The organism is Sphingopyxis sp. USTB-05 (assembly GCF_023822045.1).
Classification (GTDB): domain Bacteria; phylum Pseudomonadota; class Alphaproteobacteria; order Sphingomonadales; family Sphingomonadaceae; genus Sphingopyxis.
In genome coordinates this window covers 4502605-4522372 of sequence record NZ_CP084712.1, presented here as the reverse complement: position 1 = coordinate 4522372, position 19768 = coordinate 4502605, and the positions used below count along the sequence as shown (strand labels likewise).

Below are 19768 nucleotides of genomic sequence, written 5' to 3'. Positions count from 1 at the left end.
TCCTCAGCCGCGCAGCGCGAAGCGTTCGATGCTCTCGGCAAAGAGCGGCGTTTCGCCGGCGTTGTGCGCGAGCGACATCGGCTTGCGCTGTGCCGCAAAGGCTTCGAACGGGATGCCCTGCCGATCGAGATAGGTCAGGAATTCGTCGGTCGCATGCGTCTGCACATGATTGGTGAATTCACAGCGGCCGTCGCCCATATCCTTGACGCTGAGCTCCCATTTCACATGGATCGTCGTACGGCCCGCGGGCGGGAAGATATCGGACACCGATTCCAGAACCAGATGGTCCATTTCGGCGAGCGTCTCGATATAATGCTGCACCATCAAGGTTCCGCCGATGATCTCGACGTTGATCGACATGCGCCGGCCGTCGGGCGCGGTGGTGGCGCCCGCTGCAACATGCGCGGGCGAACAGCCCTGATATTCATGTTCGGGGAGCGAAAAGGCCCAAGCGGGCAGGTCGATCTTGTCGATCGGGGCGTTGATGATCGCGGTGAAGCTGGAATCGACGATTTCGGGATTGGCCATATCTCTATCCTTTGCCGAGGGGAGCGGCATCGTCGCGCGGGCTGCCGAAGTGGTCCGCGCCGAGCCTGCAGGGCGAGATAGGGGCCGAGGCCCGGGTGCAGTATTGGACTTTGGTGTCGGCGGGCCGTCATTGCCAAGGACCGGCACGGGCGATCGATACGATGGTGTCACCAAGACAAACGTATAATCGATTTCCCGTCCCGACCGCTCAATATGGCCGGCGTCGGGTAGCCGGTAACGAGGCGCCCCGATCAAGCGAATATATAGTGAAATCCCGGCACCGCTCCCGCTGGCCGTGCCGGGCCGAGGACGCGGACGGACTCCACTCCCTCCCCCGCCCAGTCCGTCCGCGTCCCACTTCCGGCCCGACAGGCCCATACAAAGGGGTATGACGACGTGCAGCTTTCCACTTTCGAACAGGGCCTGTCGGACCGCCGGCAGTTTCTCGGCATCACCGGCGTTGCCGTGGCCGCGCAGATCGGACTGAGCCTTGCCAGCGCCGGTGCAGCGCCCGACCCGGCAAGTGCCCAGACCGCACCTTCGACCGGCCGGGGCTTCCCGCCGCTCAAATCGGTCGAGGCGGGTCTTCTCAACGTTTCCTACATCGACATGGGCCCTGCCAAGGGGCCGGTCGCGATCCTGCTCCACGGCTGGCCCTATGATATCCAAAGCTTTGCCAATGTCGCGCCACTGCTGGTTGCGAAGGGCTATCGCGTCCTCATCCCCTATCTGCGCGGCTATGGCCCGACGCGTTTCCTCTCGGGCGACAGCCTTCGCAACGGTCAGCCGGCGGCGCTCGCACAGGACCTGATCGATTTCATGGACGCGCTGAAGATCAAGCGCGCCGTTCTCGCAGGCTTCGACTGGGGCGCGCGCACCGCCGATATCGTCGCCGCCATCTGGCCCGAACGCACCAGCGGTCTTGTTGCGGTAAGCGGTTATCTCGTCGCCGGACAGGAAGCGGGCAAGGCGCCGCTGCCGCCCGAGGCCGAACTGCAATGGTGGTATCAATTTTATTTCGCGACCGAGCGCGGCCGTCTCGGCTACGACAAGAACCGCAAGGATTTCAACCGGCTGATCTGGAAGCTCGCCTCGCCCCAATGGAATTTCGACGAAGCCACCTACGCCCGTAGCGCCGCGTCGTTCGACAATCCCGACCATGTCGACATCGTGATCCACAATTATCGCTGGCGGCTGGGCCTCGCCGACGGCGAAGCGCGCTATGCCGACCTCGACCGTCAGATCGCGGCCGCGCCGACGATTGGCGTTCCGACGATCACGATGGAAGGCGACGCGAATGGCGCGCCACACCCGCCGCCCGCCGCCTATCGCGCCAAGTTCACGGGCCGCTATGAGCATCGCGATATCGGCGGCGGCATCGGCCACAACCTGCCGCAGGAAGCCCCACAGGCGTTCGCGCAGGCAGTGCTGGACGTAGCGCGTGGCTGAGGTCGGCAGCGACCTGTTCGACCTGGCGCCGCCGACGCGGCAGCAACGGCACGACCTCGCCGCCGCGTTGACCGACGAGGAGCGCAGCCTCCTCCTCGAGCATGCGGAGGAGGCACCCTTTTGCGGCCTCTTCCTCTATGAAAAGCGCGAGGGCGTCTATTGCTGCCGCCTTTGCGGCCTGCCGCTGTTCCGCGCGGGCGCCAAGTTCGAAAGCGGCACCGGCTGGCCGAGCTTCACGACGCCGTTCCGCGCCGACCATCTGCAGACGATCGAAGACAGGCGCTATGGCATGGTTCGCGCCGAGATCGTCTGCGCGCGCTGCGGATCTCATCAGGGGCATGTCTTCCCCGACGGGCCGCCGCCGACGGGGCTGCGCTATTGCATCAACAGCGGCTCGCTCGAGTTCGTCGCCGTCGGCGAGACGCTTCCCGACCGGCTCGGCCGCGGCGCGCCCGAAGGGCTGGTCTGGCCGGGATAGCCGCCTCCTTCAAACAATCTCAAAGATGCTGTAGACCGGCCCCCCGGGCAGCCGGTGACCGATGCCGACCGCCATAATGCGGTTCAGCCATTCGTATCTCGGATCTGACGTCGAAAAGCGCGGGGCGATGCGAAAATAATAGTCGGCCGGATCGACCGGCTCGCCGCGCCCCAGCCGCGCGATGACGTCGGCCGGCCCGGTACGGATGCCCGTATATTCCATTGCGATCTCGGCGCCGTCTTCGGTGCGCAGCACCACCCGCGCGTCGAGCAGCACGGCCCCGTCGGCGCGCACAATCTGCCAGTCGGCACCGCCGGTCAGGACATCGCCCGACAGGCGTTCGCCCGCGAAGCGCCCTGCGACCATCTCGCCGACGCGCCGGTCGATTCCGGCTGGTCCACCGATCAGATGGATATGGTCGACGCCGACCTTGATCACGAACAGCGGGCGCCCGCGCAGATCGCCGAGCGCGGCAAAGGCTTCGTCGAAATCGTCCATATTGTCAGCTCCTGTCACGAATTTCGGGCCGCTGCCATCTCGGCGGCCAGCGTCGCGATGAGGTCCGCGGCGGGCATGGCGCGTGCCATCGGCGCCCCCTGCCCTGCCCATTGCGCACCAAAGCCATATTCGCCGCGCGACTTGGCCGCTGCGTGCAGCGCTTTGCCAAGGTCATAGGCGATCGGATAGGCCGGGATATGCGTCGCCGGAACATTGCCGTCGAGCGCAGCAAACCGGTTCGCCAATATGCGCGCCGGGCGCCCCGAAACGGCGCGCACCATCTTCGTATGCAGCGCGGCTTCGCTCGTCAGCGCGGCGCGATAGCCGGCATCGGCCAGACTTTCGTCGCAGGCGATAAAGGCGGTGCCGAGCTGCGCCGCCGCGGCACCCAAATCCAACGCGGCGGCGATGCCCGCGCCGTCCATGATACCGCCCGCCGCGATGACCGGAAGGTCGATCGCATCGACGAGCAGGCGCGTCAGTGCCATAGTGCCGAGCCGATCGTCGGGCGCGTCGGGATCGAAAACCCCGCGATGCCCGCCAGCCTCCCATCCCTGCGCCACGACGGCATCGACGCCCGCGGCCGATGCAATCCGCGCTTCGTCAAGGTTGGTCGCGGATGCAAGCAACAGGATGCCGGCGTCGCGCAGCGCCCGGATCGCGGATTCGGAAGGCAGGCCGAAATGAAAGCTGACGACGGCCGGCCGCTCGCCCAGAAGCATTTGGAGCATCGCCTCGTCGGCGACGAAGCTGCGATAGATTTCGCCCAGCGCGTCCGGTGCATCCACGCCAAACTCGGCGAACAGCGGTGCGAGACGGGCGATCCACGCGGCTTCGATCGCCGCATCGGCAACGGCGGGCGCGTGGCAGAAGAGATTGACGTTGAATGGCTTCGCGGCGCCCTCGCGTACCGCGGCAATCATCCCGCGCGCGCCATCGGCATCGGTCGCGCCGACCCCGATCGAGCCGAGCGCGCCCGCGTTGCTGACCGCCGCCGCCATGGCGGGCGAAGATACACCCGCCATCGGCGCCTGGATGATCGGCAATTCGATGCCGAGCATGCTGGTAAGATGGCGGGCGTTCATCATCGTCTCCAAGATTGAACGGTTCAGCCGGAGGTGGCCGCGAGCTTCTTGCGATACTCCTCGACGGGCATACCGCCCCAGCCCCAATCTTCCATCTCGACCTCCTGAAAGATAACCCATGTCCAGTCGAGCGGCTTTCCGAGCACGTCGAGCAGAACCTGGCTCATTCCCTTGTAGATTTCGGCTTTCTGTTCGGGGGTTACATGATCGACACCGGGCTCGGTGCCTTCACGGGTCAGTTGAACGGTCACGATAGGCATGGCTCGTCTCCTTGACAGACCGGATTAATGCCCGGCCGACTGGCCGCCATCGACGTGCAGGATCTCGCCCGTCACGAAGGCCGCATTTTCGAGGAAGAGAACGGCATCGACGATGTCCGACGTCTCGCCCATATGACCGACCGGGTGCAGCGCCGAGAGGAATTCATGCGTTTCCGGGGCGTGCATGGGGGTCTTGATGATGCCCGGCGATACTGCGTTCACGCGGATACCACGCTTCGCATATTCGATTGCGAGGCTCCGGGTCGCCGCATTGATGCCGCCCTTCGACAGCGAGGCGAGGACCGACGGGACGTTCGAATTGGCATGATCGACAAGGCTGGTCGTGATGCTGACGACATGCCCGCCCCCGACCGCTTCCATCGCCGCAACCGCGGCCTGCGTGATGTAGAAAAAGCCGTTGAGGTTGGTCGATACGACGCCGGCATATTGATCGGCGCTATAGCCGGTGAAGGGGCTCGCGACGAAGATGCCGGCGTTGTTGACCAGCGTGTCGACGCGGCCAAAATGTTCGAGCGCGGCGGCGATCACGCGCGGGCCGGTTTCGGGGTCTCCGATATCGCCCGCGATCGCCAGCATGTCGGGATTGCTCGATGGCTGGATCGAACGCGAGGTCGCTACGACGCGATACCCACGGTCGAGATAGGCGTCGACGAGTGCGGCGCCGATACCCTGCGATGCGCCGGTAACGACGGCGACTTTCTGTGCATTGCTCATGACATTGAACCTTTGCTTATGGGAGGACGGGACGGGAAAGCTCGCCCGTGTGGCGCGCCATGCGCCGACGGGAGCAACGTAGGTCAGGCGCAATGCCGAGATAATTGATCTTCAGCGGAAGACATTCTCCCGCGTATCGGGATAATGATGTAACTAGAGCTCGCGCGCGTCGATCGCGAGTCTTGCGAAGGCGGCACGAAGCCGCGGGGTCGCGAAGTCGACGAAGGCGCGGACCTTGGGCACGGCCATCCGTCCGCCGGGCGCGAGCAGATGTACTGGCTGCGGTTCCGGCTCGGCTTCGGCCAGAACGATCGTGAGCAGCCCCTCCTTCACCTCGCGCGCGACATGATAGGAGTAGACGCGTGTCAGCCCGCGCCCACCCACCGCCGAGCCGACAGCCGCGCGCACCGTGTTCACGACCAGCCGCGGCGTAAAATGGACGGTACGCGCCGCCGGTCCGCTGCCGAAGCCCCACGCCTCGATCCCGAAATGCGTCAGCGAGACGATCTGGTGCCCCGCGATATCGGCAGGCTCTTCGATCGGCGGATGCTCGCTCAGATATCGCGGCGACGCGACGATCACGCGTCGTACCCCCTCGCCGACGCGCGTCGCGACGAGTGAAGAGTCCGGAAGCTGCCCGACGCGCAGCGCGACATCGACGCCTTCGTCGACCAGATTTACCGACCGGTCCACGAGCATCAGGCGCGCCGAAACCAGCGGATAGGCTCCCAGAAATTCGTCGAGGATCGGACGCAGCACCTCTTCGCCGCTGATCGGTGGCGCCGACAGCGTCAGCATCCCACGCGGCGCCGAACGTTCGCCGCCCGCGAGCAGGTCGGCTTCCTCGAGTTCGGCGAGGATGCGCCGACACGAGGCGGCATAACGTTGCCCCGCTTCGCTCAGCCGGATGCTTCGCGTCGTCCGGTGAAGCAGTTCGACGCCCAGATGCCCCTCGAGCGACGCGATCGCACGGCTGATCGCGGTTGGCGAACGACGCAAACGCCGCGCGGCGCCGACAAGGCTGCCCTCGTCGACCGCGGTGATAAAGATATTCATCAAGTCGATGCGATCCATGATCCGTCCGAAAATATGGTCCTGCGCTCATCATGTTAATGCAACCATCGAGAGCGATCGAGAATGGGCAAACGCGCGCCACCGATCGTCAGCCTTGAGACACCAAGTAGTTCCCCGATGTCATGCGTTGATGCGGCAATCGCCATTGCACGATAGTATCATTTGGCATTTTGAGGGCGTGCTGATCGACCAGAAATTATCTATGCAAACAAAAGCCCGCAGTTCGCCTTGCCGACGCGACTATTGCCGTTGGGATCGGCATCATCTGCTGCACCGATGGCCAACATTCTAAAGGCGACGATCCGCTGAACTCACCTCGCCGGATTGCAGAGCTCGAGCTTTCGGGGCTTATACGAAAGTATCGGTCGTCGACGAAGCGCTAGGCGCACGGCGGTGCGCGGAGTAGAAACTTGTGTGCGCCTGTCGAGGGAGCAATCATGAGCGACAAATCGCAGCAAGGCCTACTGAACCACCCGCAAGACGAAGAACATCCGCTCCCTAGCGGGCTGACGCCAAGTGCATTGATCGATCATATGCCCGGCTTGGCTGGTGTCTTGGCACCAGACGGCAGCGTTCTCCATCTCAATCGGGAATTGAGGGAGTATTTCGGCCGAACGCAAGAGGAGCTGGCAAACTGGGATTCCAATGGAATCATCCATCCTGACGACCTGCCCCATCTGACGGCGGCATTCGGCGCAGCCATAGTGGCCGGCAAACCCTATGATATCGAACAAAGGATGCGTCGTTTCGACGGCGAATATCGCTGGCTCAGCAACCGCGGACTGCCACTTCATGACGAGGGCGGACGGCTCGTGGGGTGGCAAGTCCTATTGACCGACATCCACGACCGCCGGGAAGCCGAAGCCGCGCTGGCAGACAGAGCCAAGAATCTGCGGCTCATCATCGACACGATCCCGGTTCTCGTATGGTCGGCGCGACCCGACGGAGCGGCCGAGTTTTTTAATCAACATTATCTCGACTATGTTGGTCGATCCCCTGCGGACCTCATCGAATGGCAGTGGATCGACCATGTTCATCCGGATGATTTCGAAGCTGTCTTGGCGACGTGGGAGGCATGCCGATCCTCCGGCCGAAGCGGCCAGATCGAAGCGCGCCTGATGCGTCACGACGGAATCTTCCGGTGGTTCCACTTCCAAAGCAGTCCATTGCATGATGAGCAAGGCAACGTCGTGCAATGGTACGGCGTCAAAACCGACATCGAAGATCGCAAGCGCGCGGAACAGGATCTCGCGCTGCGCGAGCACAAACTGCGAGAAGCGCATGATCACCTCAGCCAGGCTCAACGCCTCAGCCGCACCGGGAGTTTTACGACTGATGTAAAGGCGGATATCCACCGCTGGTCGGATGAACTCTATAACATTCTTGATCATCCGAGAGACGAGCCGCCAACATTTATCGCGTTTCGCGACCGAATACATCCCGATGATCTGGGAGTTTTCAACGCCGGTTTCGCGCGCTCGATGGCGAATAACAGCGAGTTTGACGAAGTTTTCAGGATCGTGACACCAAGCGGGGCCATTAAGCATCTTCATGCGATTGCCCATTTCATTCCGGATAATCCCGACAGTCCCGTGGTCGTCGGATCTATCCAGGACATCACCGAAAGGAAGCTCGTGGAGGAAGAGCTACGACGTAGCGAATATCTTCTCACGACCTCGGAACGAATCAGCCAAACCGGCTCGTTCGTCTGGGACGTTGATGCCGACGAAGTAATTTTCTCGGAACAGATGCGTCAGATATATGAATTTCCCAGCGATTTTGGGCTGGTCCGTCCCGATCTCCGTTCTTACTGTCATCCCGATGACCTCCCAATGGTCGACGAGAAAATTGCGCGGGTGTTCCGAGGCGAGGGGTATCCGGAAAATGAAGAGCGGCTGCTGATGCCCGACGGCCGGATCAAATTTCTCAGCACATCTTATCGCGTTGTAACGCATGAGGATGGACGCCGCGAATGTTACGGGGTCGCCCAAGATGTGACCCGCCGGCGGCTTGCCGAGAATTCGGTCGAGAGCCTGCGATCCGAGCTTGCGCACATCACCCGCGTATCGAGCCTTGGTGAACTGGCGGCCTCGATTGCACATGAGGTCAATCAGCCCTTGTCCGGGATCATAACCAATGCGAGCGCCTGTCTGCGTTTGCTCGCAGCTGACCCGCCGGACGTCGAGGGCGCCGCGAATACGGCAAATCGCACGATCCGCGACGGCAACAGGGCCGCCGAGGTATTGAAACGACTGCGAGGCCTGTTCGCGAGAAAGGACTTTACGGCCGAACCATTTAATCTCAACGACGCGACCGAGGAGGTAGTAGCCATCTGCCATCACGATTTGCAGCGACGCAGGATCGCACTCAGGATCAATTTGGACAGAAGTTTGCCAGAGGTGCTTGGCGACCGAATCCAGTTGCAGCAGGTTATCCTGAACCTGATCCTGAATGCAGCAGACGCAATCGACGTCGCCGACAACCTTCAGCGTCAAATTGTCATCGAGACCGTAAACTCTGATCGCGGTAACGCACAGCTCGCAGTTCGCGACACGGGGTGCGGCATTGCTGCAGAAGATCGATCCCGCGTCTTCGCATCCTTTTACACGACAAAGCCGCATGGCATGGGGATCGGTCTCTCCGTCAGCAAGTCCATTCTCGAGCGTCACGGTGGGAAGCTATGGGTCGACTTAAATGAGGGCCCTGGTGCTAGTTTTTGTTTTTCGGTTCCTTGCGCGCGTCCTGATGATGCCCCCTCGACGTTGGTCGAAACCGGGACCGACAGCGGATCGGAAGGACAACGTCCCCGATTGCAAGGCTAGCAACTGGTCGTGCGGCCTTCAGCGGGGATGTTCGTGCCTGGGACGAGCGACGCCTCCCCTGCAGCGAGGAACATCGCGGCGCCCACAATGTCCAGAAACAAGGCGACGGGGGCACTTCCCCCACATGATGGAGGGTTGGCCGGATCTCCGGCGTTTGCGCTCCCTGAAAGACGAGCGGGATCTTGGATGTCGCCTACGACCATGTAAAACATACATTTTCCTCTTCACTGACACCAAAGTATCAATAGACGCGCGGCCGAGATTGGCGCACCCTGCGGGACGGGAAGCAAGAGGCGCAAATGGAGAGCGCCATGCGGGCGTATCGCATTCAGATGCTTACCGGCTCGGTGACGGAAGCCGCCGGTGGATGGGCGAGTATGCGGGGCAATAACAAGGAACGTTCATGTCCGACGAAAAGATAATCGCGCTCGTGGACGATGATGAATCCGTTAGAGAATCCTTACCCGATCTACTCAGATCCTTCGGCTTTCGAGTGCAGGCGTTCGCTTCGGCCAACGCATTTCTGAGGGATGCCGAGATCGACTTGCTGGGATGCTTGGTCCTCGATGTGGCGATGCCCGGCATGACGGGGCCACAGCTTCAGCAGGAGTTGATCCGGCAAAAAAGAGCGGTTCCGATCGTGTTTATCACGGCGCACTCGGACGATGGCGCGTGGTCCGACCTGTTGAACAGCGGCGCGGTTGCCTGCCTCGTGAAGCCGTTCAGCGAGAGCGCGATCGTAGGGGCCATCCGTTCAGCTTTGGGGCGGGAGTCTTGATTTTCTGATGTAAGAGGAAGACCGCGATGTTAGTTTACAGCACTGCGACCAGATCTGGATGGAATCCGATGCAGGACATGGCGCCGACGGTGATCGTTGTGGACGATGATGTGTCGACCCGCGAGGGGCTCGAGGCACTGCTGAAGTCAGCGGGCTGGGCCGTTGAAAGCTTTGAGACCGCGGCGGCATTCCTTGCCCGGGGGTTTCCTTCCACGCCTTCGTGCCTCATCCTTGACATCGGATTACCCGATCTCAACGGACTCGATCTTCAGGAGCAGATTGCCGATGGTCAGTCCCAAATGCCCATAATTTTCATTACCGGATGTGGCGACATTCCCACCACCGTGCGGGCCATGAAAGCGGGCGCTACGGAATTTCTCACCAAGCCGCTCGGCGAGGAGGCGCTTTTGCCAGCGGTCGAGCGAGCTCTCGCTCAAAGTCAGGTCGCCCTTGAGGAAAGCGCCGGCCTGACAGCTTTGCAGGCTAGATATGACACACTCAGCCCTCGCGAGCGACAGGTTCTCGCGCTGGTCGTATCCGGCCTTCTCAACAAGCAGGTTGGCTGGGAACTGGGAATCAGTGAGATTACGGTGAAGGCCCACCGCGGGCGAGTGATGGAGAAGATGCAGGCAAAATCCTTCGCTGCGCTTGTCAAGATGAGCGAGCGTCTGGGTCTCGCAGCCGCATCGCTTCACTGAGCGCAACACCCGACGCGACACTTTGGTATACGCCACACCTAGGTTCAATTGCGGTCGGCCTCACCATCCAGTCCAATCGCCTCCGACCAAAGGAGGACCGCGATATGTTGGCTCATAGCCTGACTTCTGACGCAGCCGCCCCACCCTGCTCGCTGCATCTCGTCGAAGAGATCAATCACCGGGTGATCAACGAATATTCCGAAGCCATTTCGATGCTGTCGTTCGCCGCGGCCCGCGCTGAGGATGAGAGCAGCCGGAAAAGTCTCACGTGCGTCGCCGAACGCCTGCGCGATCATGCTGCTTCGCACCGCGCGCTGCTGCCACCTTTCGCGCACGGCAGGGCCAATCTCGCAGAATATCTGCGCCACATCTGCCAAAGTTTCGCGAAGGCCTCGCTCAACGAAAGAGGGGTGGGCCTTGTTCTCAAGGCCGACGACATTTTCCTGGCGTCGGAGAGATGCTGGCGCATCGGCCTGATCATTGCTGAACTGGTCCGGAACGCCGCGCGTCACGGGCTGAAGGGCCGCAGCGGCATGATCCTCGTTCGCATCCGTGAGTGCGGCGATCACATCGATGCCATGGTTTGTGAAGACGGTGTCGCCGCGACTTGCAGGGTGCCGGGCCGCGGGCAGAAATTGGTTCGCGCGCTGATCGCCGATCTCGAGGGTAGCGTAGAATGGATGTTCACGCCCGGAGGAAGCCATGCCCGGGTGCAAATCCCTTGCGCCGAGGAATTGCGGATTGCGCGGTCGGCCACTCGCGACGCGGAGCAGTGATACGAACGTATAGGCGATACGTTCGTCCAGTTTCGCCGGAGGCGCCGCCTCCACAATCTATATGGCGGGCGCCGTTGCCCGATCATGGAGCGAGACTAGGACATGGCCCAGCAAATCCGTATCGATGAAATTACACCCGGCTATTGGCGCGCGGCGATCTCGAACCCGCCCATCAATCTTGTCGATCTCGACACGATCGAGGAATTGTCGAACATCGTCGGACGCCTCGAGGCCGACCCCACGATCAAGGTGATCGTCTTCGCCAGCGAGGACCCGGATTTCTTCCTCGCGCATTATGACGTGCTCGTCGACAAGGCGAGAACGGCGGCAATGCCCAAGGGCCCCACGGGCATGCACCCCTGGCTCGACGTTCTCGCGCGCCTCGCCCGTGCGCCGGTCGTCTCGATTGCTTCCTTGCGCGGACGCGCGCGCGGTGCGGGGAGCGAATTTGCACTCGCGTGCGACCTCCGTTTTGCCAGCGCTGAAAAGGCCATCCTTGGCCAGTTCGAGGTCGGTGTCGGGGCGGTTCCGGGCGCCAACCCGATGGCGCGGCTCGGTGGATTGGCCGGCCGAGGAAGAGCACTTGAGATCGTGCTGGGCGCCGACGATTTTACCGGCGATCTCGCCGAGCGTTACGGGTACGTCAATCGCGCGCTGCCCGACGACGAGCTCGACGATTTTGTGGATCGTTTCGCTCGCCGGATTGCCGGTTTCGAGAAATATGCGATCGCGCAGACCAAAGGGCTCGTCGATCAGGTAACCTTGCCGGACGATGCGCTGTTTCCGCCAGCGCTCGACCAGTTCTTCATATCGACCGCGCGGCCCGAAACGCGCGCGCGCATGGCCCGACTTCTTGATCGCGGGCTTCAGATGCGCTCCGAGATCGAGTTCGAACTCGGGCGTCACGTGGCCGACCCGGCCCATTGAAGCGAAGCGATGCGTAAAGGCACTTGCAAGGAATGCGGCCCACAGCGGCCGGCCACGCAGCGATGGAGCTAGAGGCAATACCTTCGTATCAATAGCGCCGGCACCGCGCGGCAGGCATAAGGATCGCACGCTGAGGCCATTTCAGGGTGGGCGGGAGAAACATGCGGCCTGTATCGGGTAACCCCCCGTTTTCGATGCGTACCGCAATTTGCGGCGCCATGCTCGCGACCGGAATGTTTGGACAAGCGCTCCCGGCGGTGGCCCAAATTGTCGATCCGGACGAAATCATCGTCACTGCCCGCAAGCGTGAGGAGGCCGCCCTGCGGGTACCTGTCGTAGCCGCAGTGCTGCCGGCGGACGAACTGAGCAGCAGCCAAGCCACCGACCTTTATGACATCGCCGCCTTCACGCCGGGACTGGTACTTGGCGCAGCACCGCTGGAGGTGGGTACCGAAGTATCGCTCCGCGGCATCGGCTCGAGCCCACTCGATCCCGGGGTCGACCAATCGGTCGCGCTCAATCTCGACGGACTGGCACTGGGACAGGGCGCCGCCTATTCGATCGGTATTTTCGACATGGAACGGGTCGAAATTCTCAAGGGTCCCCAGCCCCTCTTCTTCGGTAAGAACAGCCCGGGCGGCGTCATAGCCATCCGAACGGCCGATCCAGGCGATCGCACCGAGATCGTCGGAAGCGCGGCGTACGAAGCCGAGGCGCGCGAATGGCAGGCGCGCCTCATTCTCTCGGGGCCGGTCACCGAGACTTTGGGACTGCGGCTTTCTTCACAATACGCCTCGAGCGATGGCTATTTCCGCAACACCGCTACCGCGATCCCCGAAAGTGGCGCGATGCAGCCCGACAATCGCTTTGGCAAGAGCCACGCACTTTATCTGCGCCTGACCGCTCTATTTGACCCGAGCCCCGATTTCACCGCGCGGCTCAAGCTGAACACCACCCACGACCGTCGCCTCGGCGGCTTGCAGGAGCAGCTCGTCCGTTGCCCAGACGGGACAATCAACTATCTGCCTTCGATAGGCATCGACCTGCCGTCGCAATATAGCGCGAACGAGGATTGCAGGGCCGATCGCAACCTCAATATCGTCGATGTCGATCCGAATGCCTTCCGCGTGCCCAATGAAGGCGTAAACTTCACCGAAACCGACCAGCACTTCGGCACGCTGGAAATGAACTGGGCTCTCTCGCCGCGATTCATGCTGACCTCGCTGACCGGCTATTACCGGATCAGGGTCGATGCGCTTCAGAATGGCTCGTGGGCAGGAGGGGCGATGGCGCCGCTTGCGATCACGAAAGAATTTCGGCGGCGCGAAGCGACCCAGGAGCTGCGTCTCGTCACCGATCTTGGGGGTGATATTGATTTTTCCGGGGGCGTCTTTTTTCAGGACGCCAATATCACGAACGATATCGGATTCTTCGGCAACGCTCGTTATGGTCTCCCACGCGTTGCGCTGCAAGGCTCGCACGATGTCGACATTCGCTCGCTCGCGCTGTTCGCGCAAGCCCGGTTCCGCCCGGCACCCGAGGTCGAGATTGCGGGCGGCATGCGCTGGACAGACGAGAAGCGTAGTGACGCTCCGGTCACCTATGACGTTCTTGGTGTCGTGACTGGCGTTGAAGGCGAACCGATCAGGCCGCAGCTTCCCCGCCTGCACTCGCGCAACTGGTCGCCCGAGCTGACGATCAGCTGGTATCCGAACCCCGAACTGACATTCTTCGGTGCGTTCAAGCAGGGATATAAATCGGGTTCCTACAACATCAATCAGGCGCTCAACCCGGGTGACGACAATTCATTTGGTGACGAACGGGCACGCGGAGGTGAAGTCGGCATCAAGGGTTATGCCGGCGCCCGGCAACTCTATTTTGATATTGCCGGCTACTATTACCGATATGATGGGTTGCAAGCAGGCATTATCCGGATCACCGACGCCGGCGTACCCGGGCTCGCGACCGTCAATGCAGGCGCGGCGAAAGTCTATGGCATCGACCTCACGCTGCGCTATCGCCCGCGCGGCGTTCCCGGCCTAAGTTTCACCAGCGCGCTGAACTGGAACCGGGGCATCTTTACGCGCTTCACCAACGCAGACTGTAAGCCCGGTCAGACGGTTAGCCAGGGCTGCAACCTGCTGCCGACCCCCGTAATTGATCCGGCCGAACTTGCGGCCGGCTACTTCAGCATAGACCCTGTGCTGGGCACGCCCGTCCGTTACAATGGGCAGGATTTGTCAGGCACGCCCCTCCACCGCGCACCGCGTTGGCAGGCCACCGTTCGCGCCGATTTTGTGCGACCCGTCGGCGGCAACCTCGAACTGGGAATGGGCGCGCGGCTCCAATATTCATCGCGCTACGTCGTTGATCTCGGCAACCGCGATAATGGCTTTCAAAGCGCATTCGCCAAGATCGGCGCCGATATCAGACTCAAAGCGCGAGACGATCGATGGGAGCTTGCGCTTATCGGTAACAACCTGACCGATCGTCTCACCACCGGCGGCTGTCTCAATATCAACTACCCAGGCGGCGGCGGTGTTTTCCCCGGCATTGTCACAGGGGCGCCCATCAAAGGGCCTGCTGGATCGGGAGAGACAGTCTGCGGCTTTGAGCGCGGGCGCGAGTTCTGGTTGCGGTTCACCGTTCGACCTTTCGGCCGGTGAGCAAAGCCGCCCACCTGACTGCGGAGCCTTAGCGCTATTCCGATACTATCGTCCGATTTCCTGGTGCCCCGCGACGTGACAGATTGACGCCATGCACTGAAGCCGAAGGAGGCACGACATGAAAATTCTGATGGTGTTCACCTCGCACGACATTTTGGGCAACACGGGCCGTAAGACGGGATTCTGGCTCGAGGAGGGCGCGGCGCCTTATTACGTATTCCGCGACGCCGGCGTTGAACTCACGCTGGCCTCGCCCAAGGGCGGCCAGCCTCCGGTCGATCCGAAAAGCGACCTCCCCGAAAATCAGACCGAAGCAATGGCACGCTTCAAGCAGGATCTCAAGGCGCAGAAGGTTTTCGCCACCACGCAAAAGCTCTCGGATATGCGCGCGGAAGATTTCGACGCAATTTTCTATCCCGGTGGCCACGGCCCTATGTGGGACCTTGTCGACAACCCCGACTCGATCGCGCTCATCGAGGCATTTTACAACAGCGGAAAACCGGTTGCGGCGGTCTGTCATGCGCCTGCGGTTCTTCACCGAGCGACATACAAGGGCGACCCCATCGTGAAGGGAAAGCGCGTCACCGGCTTCACAAATGCCGAAGAGGAGGAAGTGCAGCTCACCGACGTCGTGCCCTTCCTTGTCGAGGACGAGCTCAAGCGGCTTGGCGGTCTCTTCGAGAAAGTTCCAAACTGGGGGAGCTTCGCAATTACCGACGGTCTTCTGATCACCGGGCAGAATCCCGCTTCATCGACTGCGGGAGCCGAAGCGCTTCTAGCGTTGCTGGCGGCACCGAAGCCGGCAGAGAAGCAGAGCGCTGCCTGAGTCCGATCCTTCCCCCCCTGCAGCATGCGGTGTCGCAGTGCCGCGGGTCACCCCTCACGAGCTTGAGACATGGCTCCGCCAAGTCTCGGGCCTGAAGCCCCGGAGTTTTCCTCATGGAAATGAAGCTCGAAGTCGTCGTGATTCCTGTTTCGGATGTCGATCGTGCGAAGCAATTCTATACCCGCATGGGATGGAGTCTCGACATCGACTATTCTTCAGACGAAGATTACCGCATCGTTCAGTTCACCCCGCCCGGATCGGGATGCTCGATCATCTTTGGCAAGGGAATTACAACGGCCGAGCCGGGTTCGGTGCAGGGGCTGCACCTAATCGTTTCGGATCTCGTCGCGGTCCGCGACCGATTGATTGCGGACGGAATCGGCGTCGGCGAACTTTTTCATGACGAGGGCGGCGTTTTCCATCATATCGATGCGGACAAGCTCGCCCGCGGCCCCAATCCCGAGCGCAAAAGCTATGCAAGCTACGCTTCCTTCAACGATCCTGATGGCAATCGCTGGGTATTTCAGGAAGTCACGGCGCGGCTATCGGCTGACTTGCAAGGGGGAGACACGAGGTTTACGAAGCCGCTTGTCGACTGGCTGACGGCCACCTGAAGTATTTCATGCTCTTAGCGAATGACAGCTTTTGGGTGCATGTTTCCGAGAGCTGAGCGGCGGGCATGAGGCGCATTGCCGCCGAGACACGGTACTGTCATTTTAGGTCCAAACCGCCACGCCGATGAGCGTCAAGAACGCACCAAACATCAATCCGCCCGTGCCCGCCCATGTCACCCACCAGTTCTGTTGGTCGTTCGAGCGCTTCTGCTTGATCATGCCCTCGACCCGGCCGAGCGAGCGCGCCAGCGCGTCGCACGCCTCCACGAGGATCTTGCGGTCATCAGCTCGGTAGGTGATCAATCCTTCGTGCATTTCCGTAGCAATCGTCAGCGGCGTGAGCAGCATCGCCGGGTGTTCGTTGATGCTTTCTACGTGCTTTTCCAACTGGCCGAGCCGCGTTTCCATGTCGCGCAGCGTTGGCGAGTAATCGGGGAGCTTGTCCTTGGCCGAGGTCAGGCCTTCGATCGCGGTGCGCTGAAGCGATATCTCGCGGCGCAGATCCTCGAAGGCGGTGGCGGCATCGGCGGGCTGCCGGGCTGTGCGAGCTGGTTTCTGGGTCATGGATGCAGCCTACATCCCTATGCCCATGCCGCGTCCACGGCCTAGACTTAGCTGGAGATCCTGAGACAGTGTTTTCGTGCTCATAACGTCCAGCCCGAGCTGCGCACGCCGGTTCTGAAGCAGCGACTCGAGCTGCGGGTCGCGGTGAAGGCTCTTCGCCATGTCGCTCAGATTGGCACGCGCCGCGTCGCGCGCCGCATAGGTCGGGGCGTCCTTCACGCGCGCGCTCTCCTTCTTCCAGGTCGCAACGAACAGATCGGCCTGCTTCTCGGTATCGGCGGCAAGCCTGACGCGATCGCGCGTAGTGCGTTCGGCCGCTGCTCGCTCGGCAGCGCGTGCCGCGTCCTGGCGATCCATCGCCGCCATCGCGCCATCAGTCCGACCCTCCGCCGCGTCCTTCGTCAGCTGGTAGCTCTTTCCGAAAGCCTCACGCAGATCGTTCGCGGCGCCGGGACGCAGCGCATCGAGTTCCCGCCGGGCCGTGCGATAGGCATCGAGTTCGTGCGGCAGTTCCTTCCCGCCAGCGCGCCGGACATCGACGATCTGCTTCGTGATGCCCGCGAATCGCTCAACGGCCTTGTCGAGCGGCGAACGCGACGGCTCGGCATCGAGCAACCGGGCGCTCACGCGGACCTCCGCAAGCTTGACTGGGCGCCGCCGTTCGGTTGTCACCGCGGCGGGCGTCTCGCGCGCGATGGAAAGTTTCAGCCCGTGGAACATGCCGCGCTTGGGCTCGGTCGACTTCGCGGGTGTCGGTGCCCGATAGTCGCTCGCCATGTCCTTGCCGCGCTCGCGCGAGGCAGCGCGCACGAGCCTGTTCCGGGTCGCAAAATCGTCGCGGCCGTAATATAGATCGACCTGCTCGCGATGCCTGGACAGCGCGACGTAAGTCGAGTGGCTGTCTACCCCCGGCGTCGCGAGCACCTGCACGCGGTCGACGGTCATGCCCTGCGCCTTGTGGATCGTCGCGGCATAACCATGATCGACATGGGCATAGTCCTTCAGGTCGAAGGCGATGCTACGTCCGTCGTCGAGCATCACCGCCATGCGCATGCGGTCGACATTCTGCACCGTGCCGAGCGAGCCATTCTTCACGCCGATGCTCCGCTCGTTCCTGAGGAACATGACGCGGTCGTTCTCGGCGAACATCCGCTCGCCGCGTTCGACGGTGATAGCAACCTCGGCCCCGAGCGCGCCGTTCGCCTTCAGCCGGTCGCGCACTTCCTCATTGAGCGCCCGCACCTCGTCATTGGTGTGGGTCAGGATGATCCGGCTAGCATCCGGATAGTGCCGGCGATCACGATCCCAGGCATCGACCAGCCCGGCGCGCGCCGCCTCGCGGGTTTCGGCCGTATGCACAAATCCAGCCTCCGCATAGCGACCGATCGCCTGGCCCGTGCGCCCGTTCGCAAGCTCACGCGTTGCTTCGCGCTGCCAGTCCTCCTGCTGGCGGCGGATGTCCATGATCTCGACAGCGCCGTGACGTTCGGCTGCAGCGCGGAACGCGGCACCCGCTTCGATCGCCTGAAGCTGCTGCGGATCGCCGACCAGGACGACCTTGGCGCCCTGACGCTCCGCTTCGGACACGACGCGTTCGAGCTGGCGCGTCCCCACCATCCCCGCCTCGTCGATGACGAGGACATGCTTGTCGGTTAGACGCTCCCGATCATTGGCCCATTGATGTTCAAGGCTCGCGAGCGTGCGCGATGCGATACCGGAGCCATGCTCGAGACCCTCCGCCGCAATGCCCGACAGCGCGGCACCCTGTACCTGATAGCCAGCCGCTTCCCATGCCTCGCGGGCAACGCCGAGCATCGCGCTCTTGCCGGTCCCAGCATAGCCGATGACATTGCTGACTCCGCGCGCGCTGGTGACATGCTCGAGCGCGCCGCGTTGCTCGGCGGAAAGGTCAAGGCCGCGCGCTGACGCGCCGGCCAGCGCCCGTTCGCGGTGACGGTCGGCGACAGCGTGATTACGACGCGCGTCGAGCGTGGCGGTGGCGTGCTTGAGCCGCTGCTCGGTCTCGATCATTGATTTGGACGTGAACCGATCGTCGCCGCGTCCATCCCTGCCAAGCGCGATGAGATCGGGCGACGATTTGACTGCCGACATGACGGCGTCGAACTGCTCCTTGCCGTCGCTGTGGCGGTGCACGAACATCGCAAGATCGCGGTTGGTGAACGTTGCCTGGCGATGCGTGATCGCGTCGAACGCGATGCCGGGATTGGCGATGATCTTCTCACCATTTGTGCGCGCGATCTCGATATGCTCGGCGAGCCGATCAGCCTCCAGCCCTTCGGCCGCCATGCGCGAGGCCGCCGGGCCTATCTTGTGCTGTGGCTCGAGGTCGATGCCCTGCGCTTCCAAGGTCCGATGATCGACGCGCGCATCAATGTCGATCGCGGCAAGCCGCTCGTTGACATGCTCTGCCCAGGCTTCGCGCCAATGCGTCAAAAGCTCGGTGCGGTTCCAGTCGCGCACCTTGGCGCCGAACTCGGCGCTTCCATCCTCACCGATCTTGATCTCGCGCATCGTCAGCATGACATGGGCGTGCGGCTTGGCGAGCACGTCGGCGCCGATGTCCCAATGCACATTTAGATCGGCGACCATCCCGCGATCGACGAACTCGGCTTGCACGAAATCACGGGCGAGCGCGATGCCCTGTTCTTGGGTCATCTCTCTGGGAATCGCAAACTCGATCTCGCGGGAAAGCTGCGCGTCCCTGCGAAGCTCGGCCGCCTCGACATCGTTCCAGAGCCGTTCCCTATCGCGCCACTGCTCGTCAGCGCCCTCGGGCAGCAGCACCTCGCTGTGGACGACACCCGCCTTGTTCGAGAAGTCATGGCTGCGACCGAGCCGCTCATCGTGCAGCCGGTCGGCCGAGCGATAGGCGGCGGCGGCGACCGCGCTGCTGCCGCCGGCGCGGGAAATCACTTTTGCCGAGAAATGATAGATCGCCATGAGGGCTATTCATTTAGGGCAAAACGAGC

At 62.3% G+C, this 19768-nt stretch carries 18 protein-coding genes; 10 read left to right on the top strand and 8 right to left on the bottom strand.

Annotated features, from left to right (window positions below):
• Positions 1–3 precede the first annotated feature (3 nt).
• Positions 4–528 (bottom strand): hypothetical protein, encoded by a 525-nt coding sequence (locus tag KEC45_RS21080; protein WP_062185624.1) that lies wholly within the window; start codon positions 526–528, stop codon positions 4–6.
• A gap of 396 nt (positions 529–924) precedes the next feature.
• Between KEC45_RS21080 and KEC45_RS21075 the strand changes: the two genes are divergently transcribed.
• Positions 925–1977 (top strand): alpha/beta fold hydrolase, encoded by a 1053-nt coding sequence (locus tag KEC45_RS21075; protein ID WP_238586770.1) that lies wholly within the window; start codon positions 925–927, stop codon positions 1975–1977.
• On the top strand, positions 1970–2455 hold the full coding sequence (gene msrB, locus KEC45_RS21070) for a peptide-methionine (R)-S-oxide reductase MsrB (protein WP_062185626.1): 486 nt from the start codon (positions 1970–1972) through the stop codon (positions 2453–2455). Before KEC45_RS21075 ends, msrB begins: the two co-directional genes overlap by 8 nt.
• A 9-nt stretch (positions 2456–2464) precedes the next feature.
• Here msrB and KEC45_RS21065 read toward each other — a convergent pair whose 3' ends face one another.
• From KEC45_RS21065 to KEC45_RS21045, 5 genes are all read right to left on the bottom strand, one after another.
• Positions 2465–2953, bottom strand: a complete 489-nt coding sequence (locus KEC45_RS21065) for a DUF3237 domain-containing protein (RefSeq protein WP_062185628.1) — start codon at positions 2951–2953, stop codon at positions 2465–2467.
• Positions 2954–2967: 14 nt separating this feature from the next.
• The gene (locus KEC45_RS21060; RefSeq protein WP_062186941.1) at positions 2968–4038 is read right to left on the bottom strand and encodes a nitronate monooxygenase family protein; all 1071 of its coding nucleotides are present in this window, start codon (positions 4036–4038) and stop codon (positions 2968–2970) included.
• Positions 4039–4061: 23 nt separating this feature from the next.
• The gene (locus KEC45_RS21055; protein WP_062185630.1) at positions 4062–4298 is read right to left on the bottom strand and encodes a 4-oxalocrotonate tautomerase family protein; all 237 of its coding nucleotides are present in this window, start codon (positions 4296–4298) and stop codon (positions 4062–4064) included.
• Between the two features lie 24 nt (positions 4299–4322).
• Positions 4323–5033 carry an SDR family NAD(P)-dependent oxidoreductase gene (locus tag KEC45_RS21050; protein WP_252171282.1) on the bottom strand — a complete coding sequence of 237 codons (711 nt, stop codon included), beginning with the start codon at positions 5031–5033 and terminating at the stop codon, positions 4323–4325.
• Positions 5034–5186: 153 nt separating this feature from the next.
• Entirely contained in the window at positions 5187–6107 is a 921-nt protein-coding gene (locus KEC45_RS21045; RefSeq protein WP_062185634.1) for a LysR family transcriptional regulator, read from the bottom strand.
• A 437-nt stretch (positions 6108–6544) separates the two neighbouring features.
• On the opposite strand from KEC45_RS21045, the gene KEC45_RS21040 reads away from it, so the two are divergent.
• The 8 genes from KEC45_RS21040 (at position 6545) to KEC45_RS21005 (ending at position 16214) form a co-directional block, all read left to right on the top strand.
• Positions 6545–8929: a PAS domain-containing sensor histidine kinase gene (locus KEC45_RS21040; protein WP_083435980.1), complete on the top strand. Its 2385-nt coding sequence runs from the start codon at positions 6545–6547 to the stop codon at positions 8927–8929.
• 403 nt (positions 8930–9332) lie between these two features.
• The gene (locus KEC45_RS21035) at positions 9333–9707 is read left to right on the top strand and encodes a response regulator transcription factor (RefSeq protein WP_062185642.1); all 375 of its coding nucleotides are present in this window, start codon (positions 9333–9335) and stop codon (positions 9705–9707) included.
• A 26-nt stretch (positions 9708–9733) separates the two neighbouring features.
• Positions 9734–10405, top strand: a complete 672-nt coding sequence (locus tag KEC45_RS21030; protein WP_152682489.1) for a response regulator transcription factor — start codon at positions 9734–9736, stop codon at positions 10403–10405.
• Positions 10406–10509: 104 nt separating this feature from the next.
• Positions 10510–11181, top strand: coding sequence for a histidine kinase dimerization/phosphoacceptor domain -containing protein (locus KEC45_RS21025; RefSeq protein WP_083435981.1), 672 nt, complete (start codon positions 10510–10512; stop codon positions 11179–11181).
• A gap of 102 nt (positions 11182–11283) precedes the next feature.
• A complete protein-coding gene (locus KEC45_RS21020) occupies positions 11284–12108 on the top strand; it encodes an enoyl-CoA hydratase/isomerase family protein (protein ID WP_252171281.1) in 825 nt (274 codons plus the stop codon).
• Positions 12109–12365: 257 nt separating this feature from the next.
• On the top strand, positions 12366–14774 hold the full coding sequence (locus tag KEC45_RS21015; RefSeq protein WP_193749218.1) for a TonB-dependent receptor: 2409 nt from the start codon (positions 12366–12368) through the stop codon (positions 14772–14774).
• A 118-nt stretch (positions 14775–14892) separates the two neighbouring features.
• Positions 14893–15600, top strand: a complete 708-nt coding sequence (locus KEC45_RS21010) for a type 1 glutamine amidotransferase domain-containing protein (protein WP_062185650.1) — start codon at positions 14893–14895, stop codon at positions 15598–15600.
• Positions 15601–15713: 113 nt separating this feature from the next.
• Positions 15714–16214 carry a VOC family protein gene (locus KEC45_RS21005; RefSeq protein WP_062185652.1) on the top strand — a complete coding sequence of 167 codons (501 nt, stop codon included), beginning with the start codon at positions 15714–15716 and terminating at the stop codon, positions 16212–16214.
• 102 nt (positions 16215–16316) lie between these two features.
• Here the strand turns inward: KEC45_RS21005 and KEC45_RS21000 are convergent, their stop codons facing one another.
• Both KEC45_RS21000 and traA read right to left on the bottom strand, forming a co-directional pair.
• On the bottom strand, positions 16317–16778 hold the full coding sequence (locus tag KEC45_RS21000; protein WP_062185654.1) for a hypothetical protein: 462 nt from the start codon (positions 16776–16778) through the stop codon (positions 16317–16319).
• A gap of 9 nt (positions 16779–16787) precedes the next feature.
• The gene (traA, locus tag KEC45_RS20995; RefSeq protein WP_062185656.1) at positions 16788–19739 is read right to left on the bottom strand and encodes a Ti-type conjugative transfer relaxase TraA; all 2952 of its coding nucleotides are present in this window, start codon (positions 19737–19739) and stop codon (positions 16788–16790) included.
• Between the last annotated feature and the right edge of the window lie 29 nt (positions 19740–19768).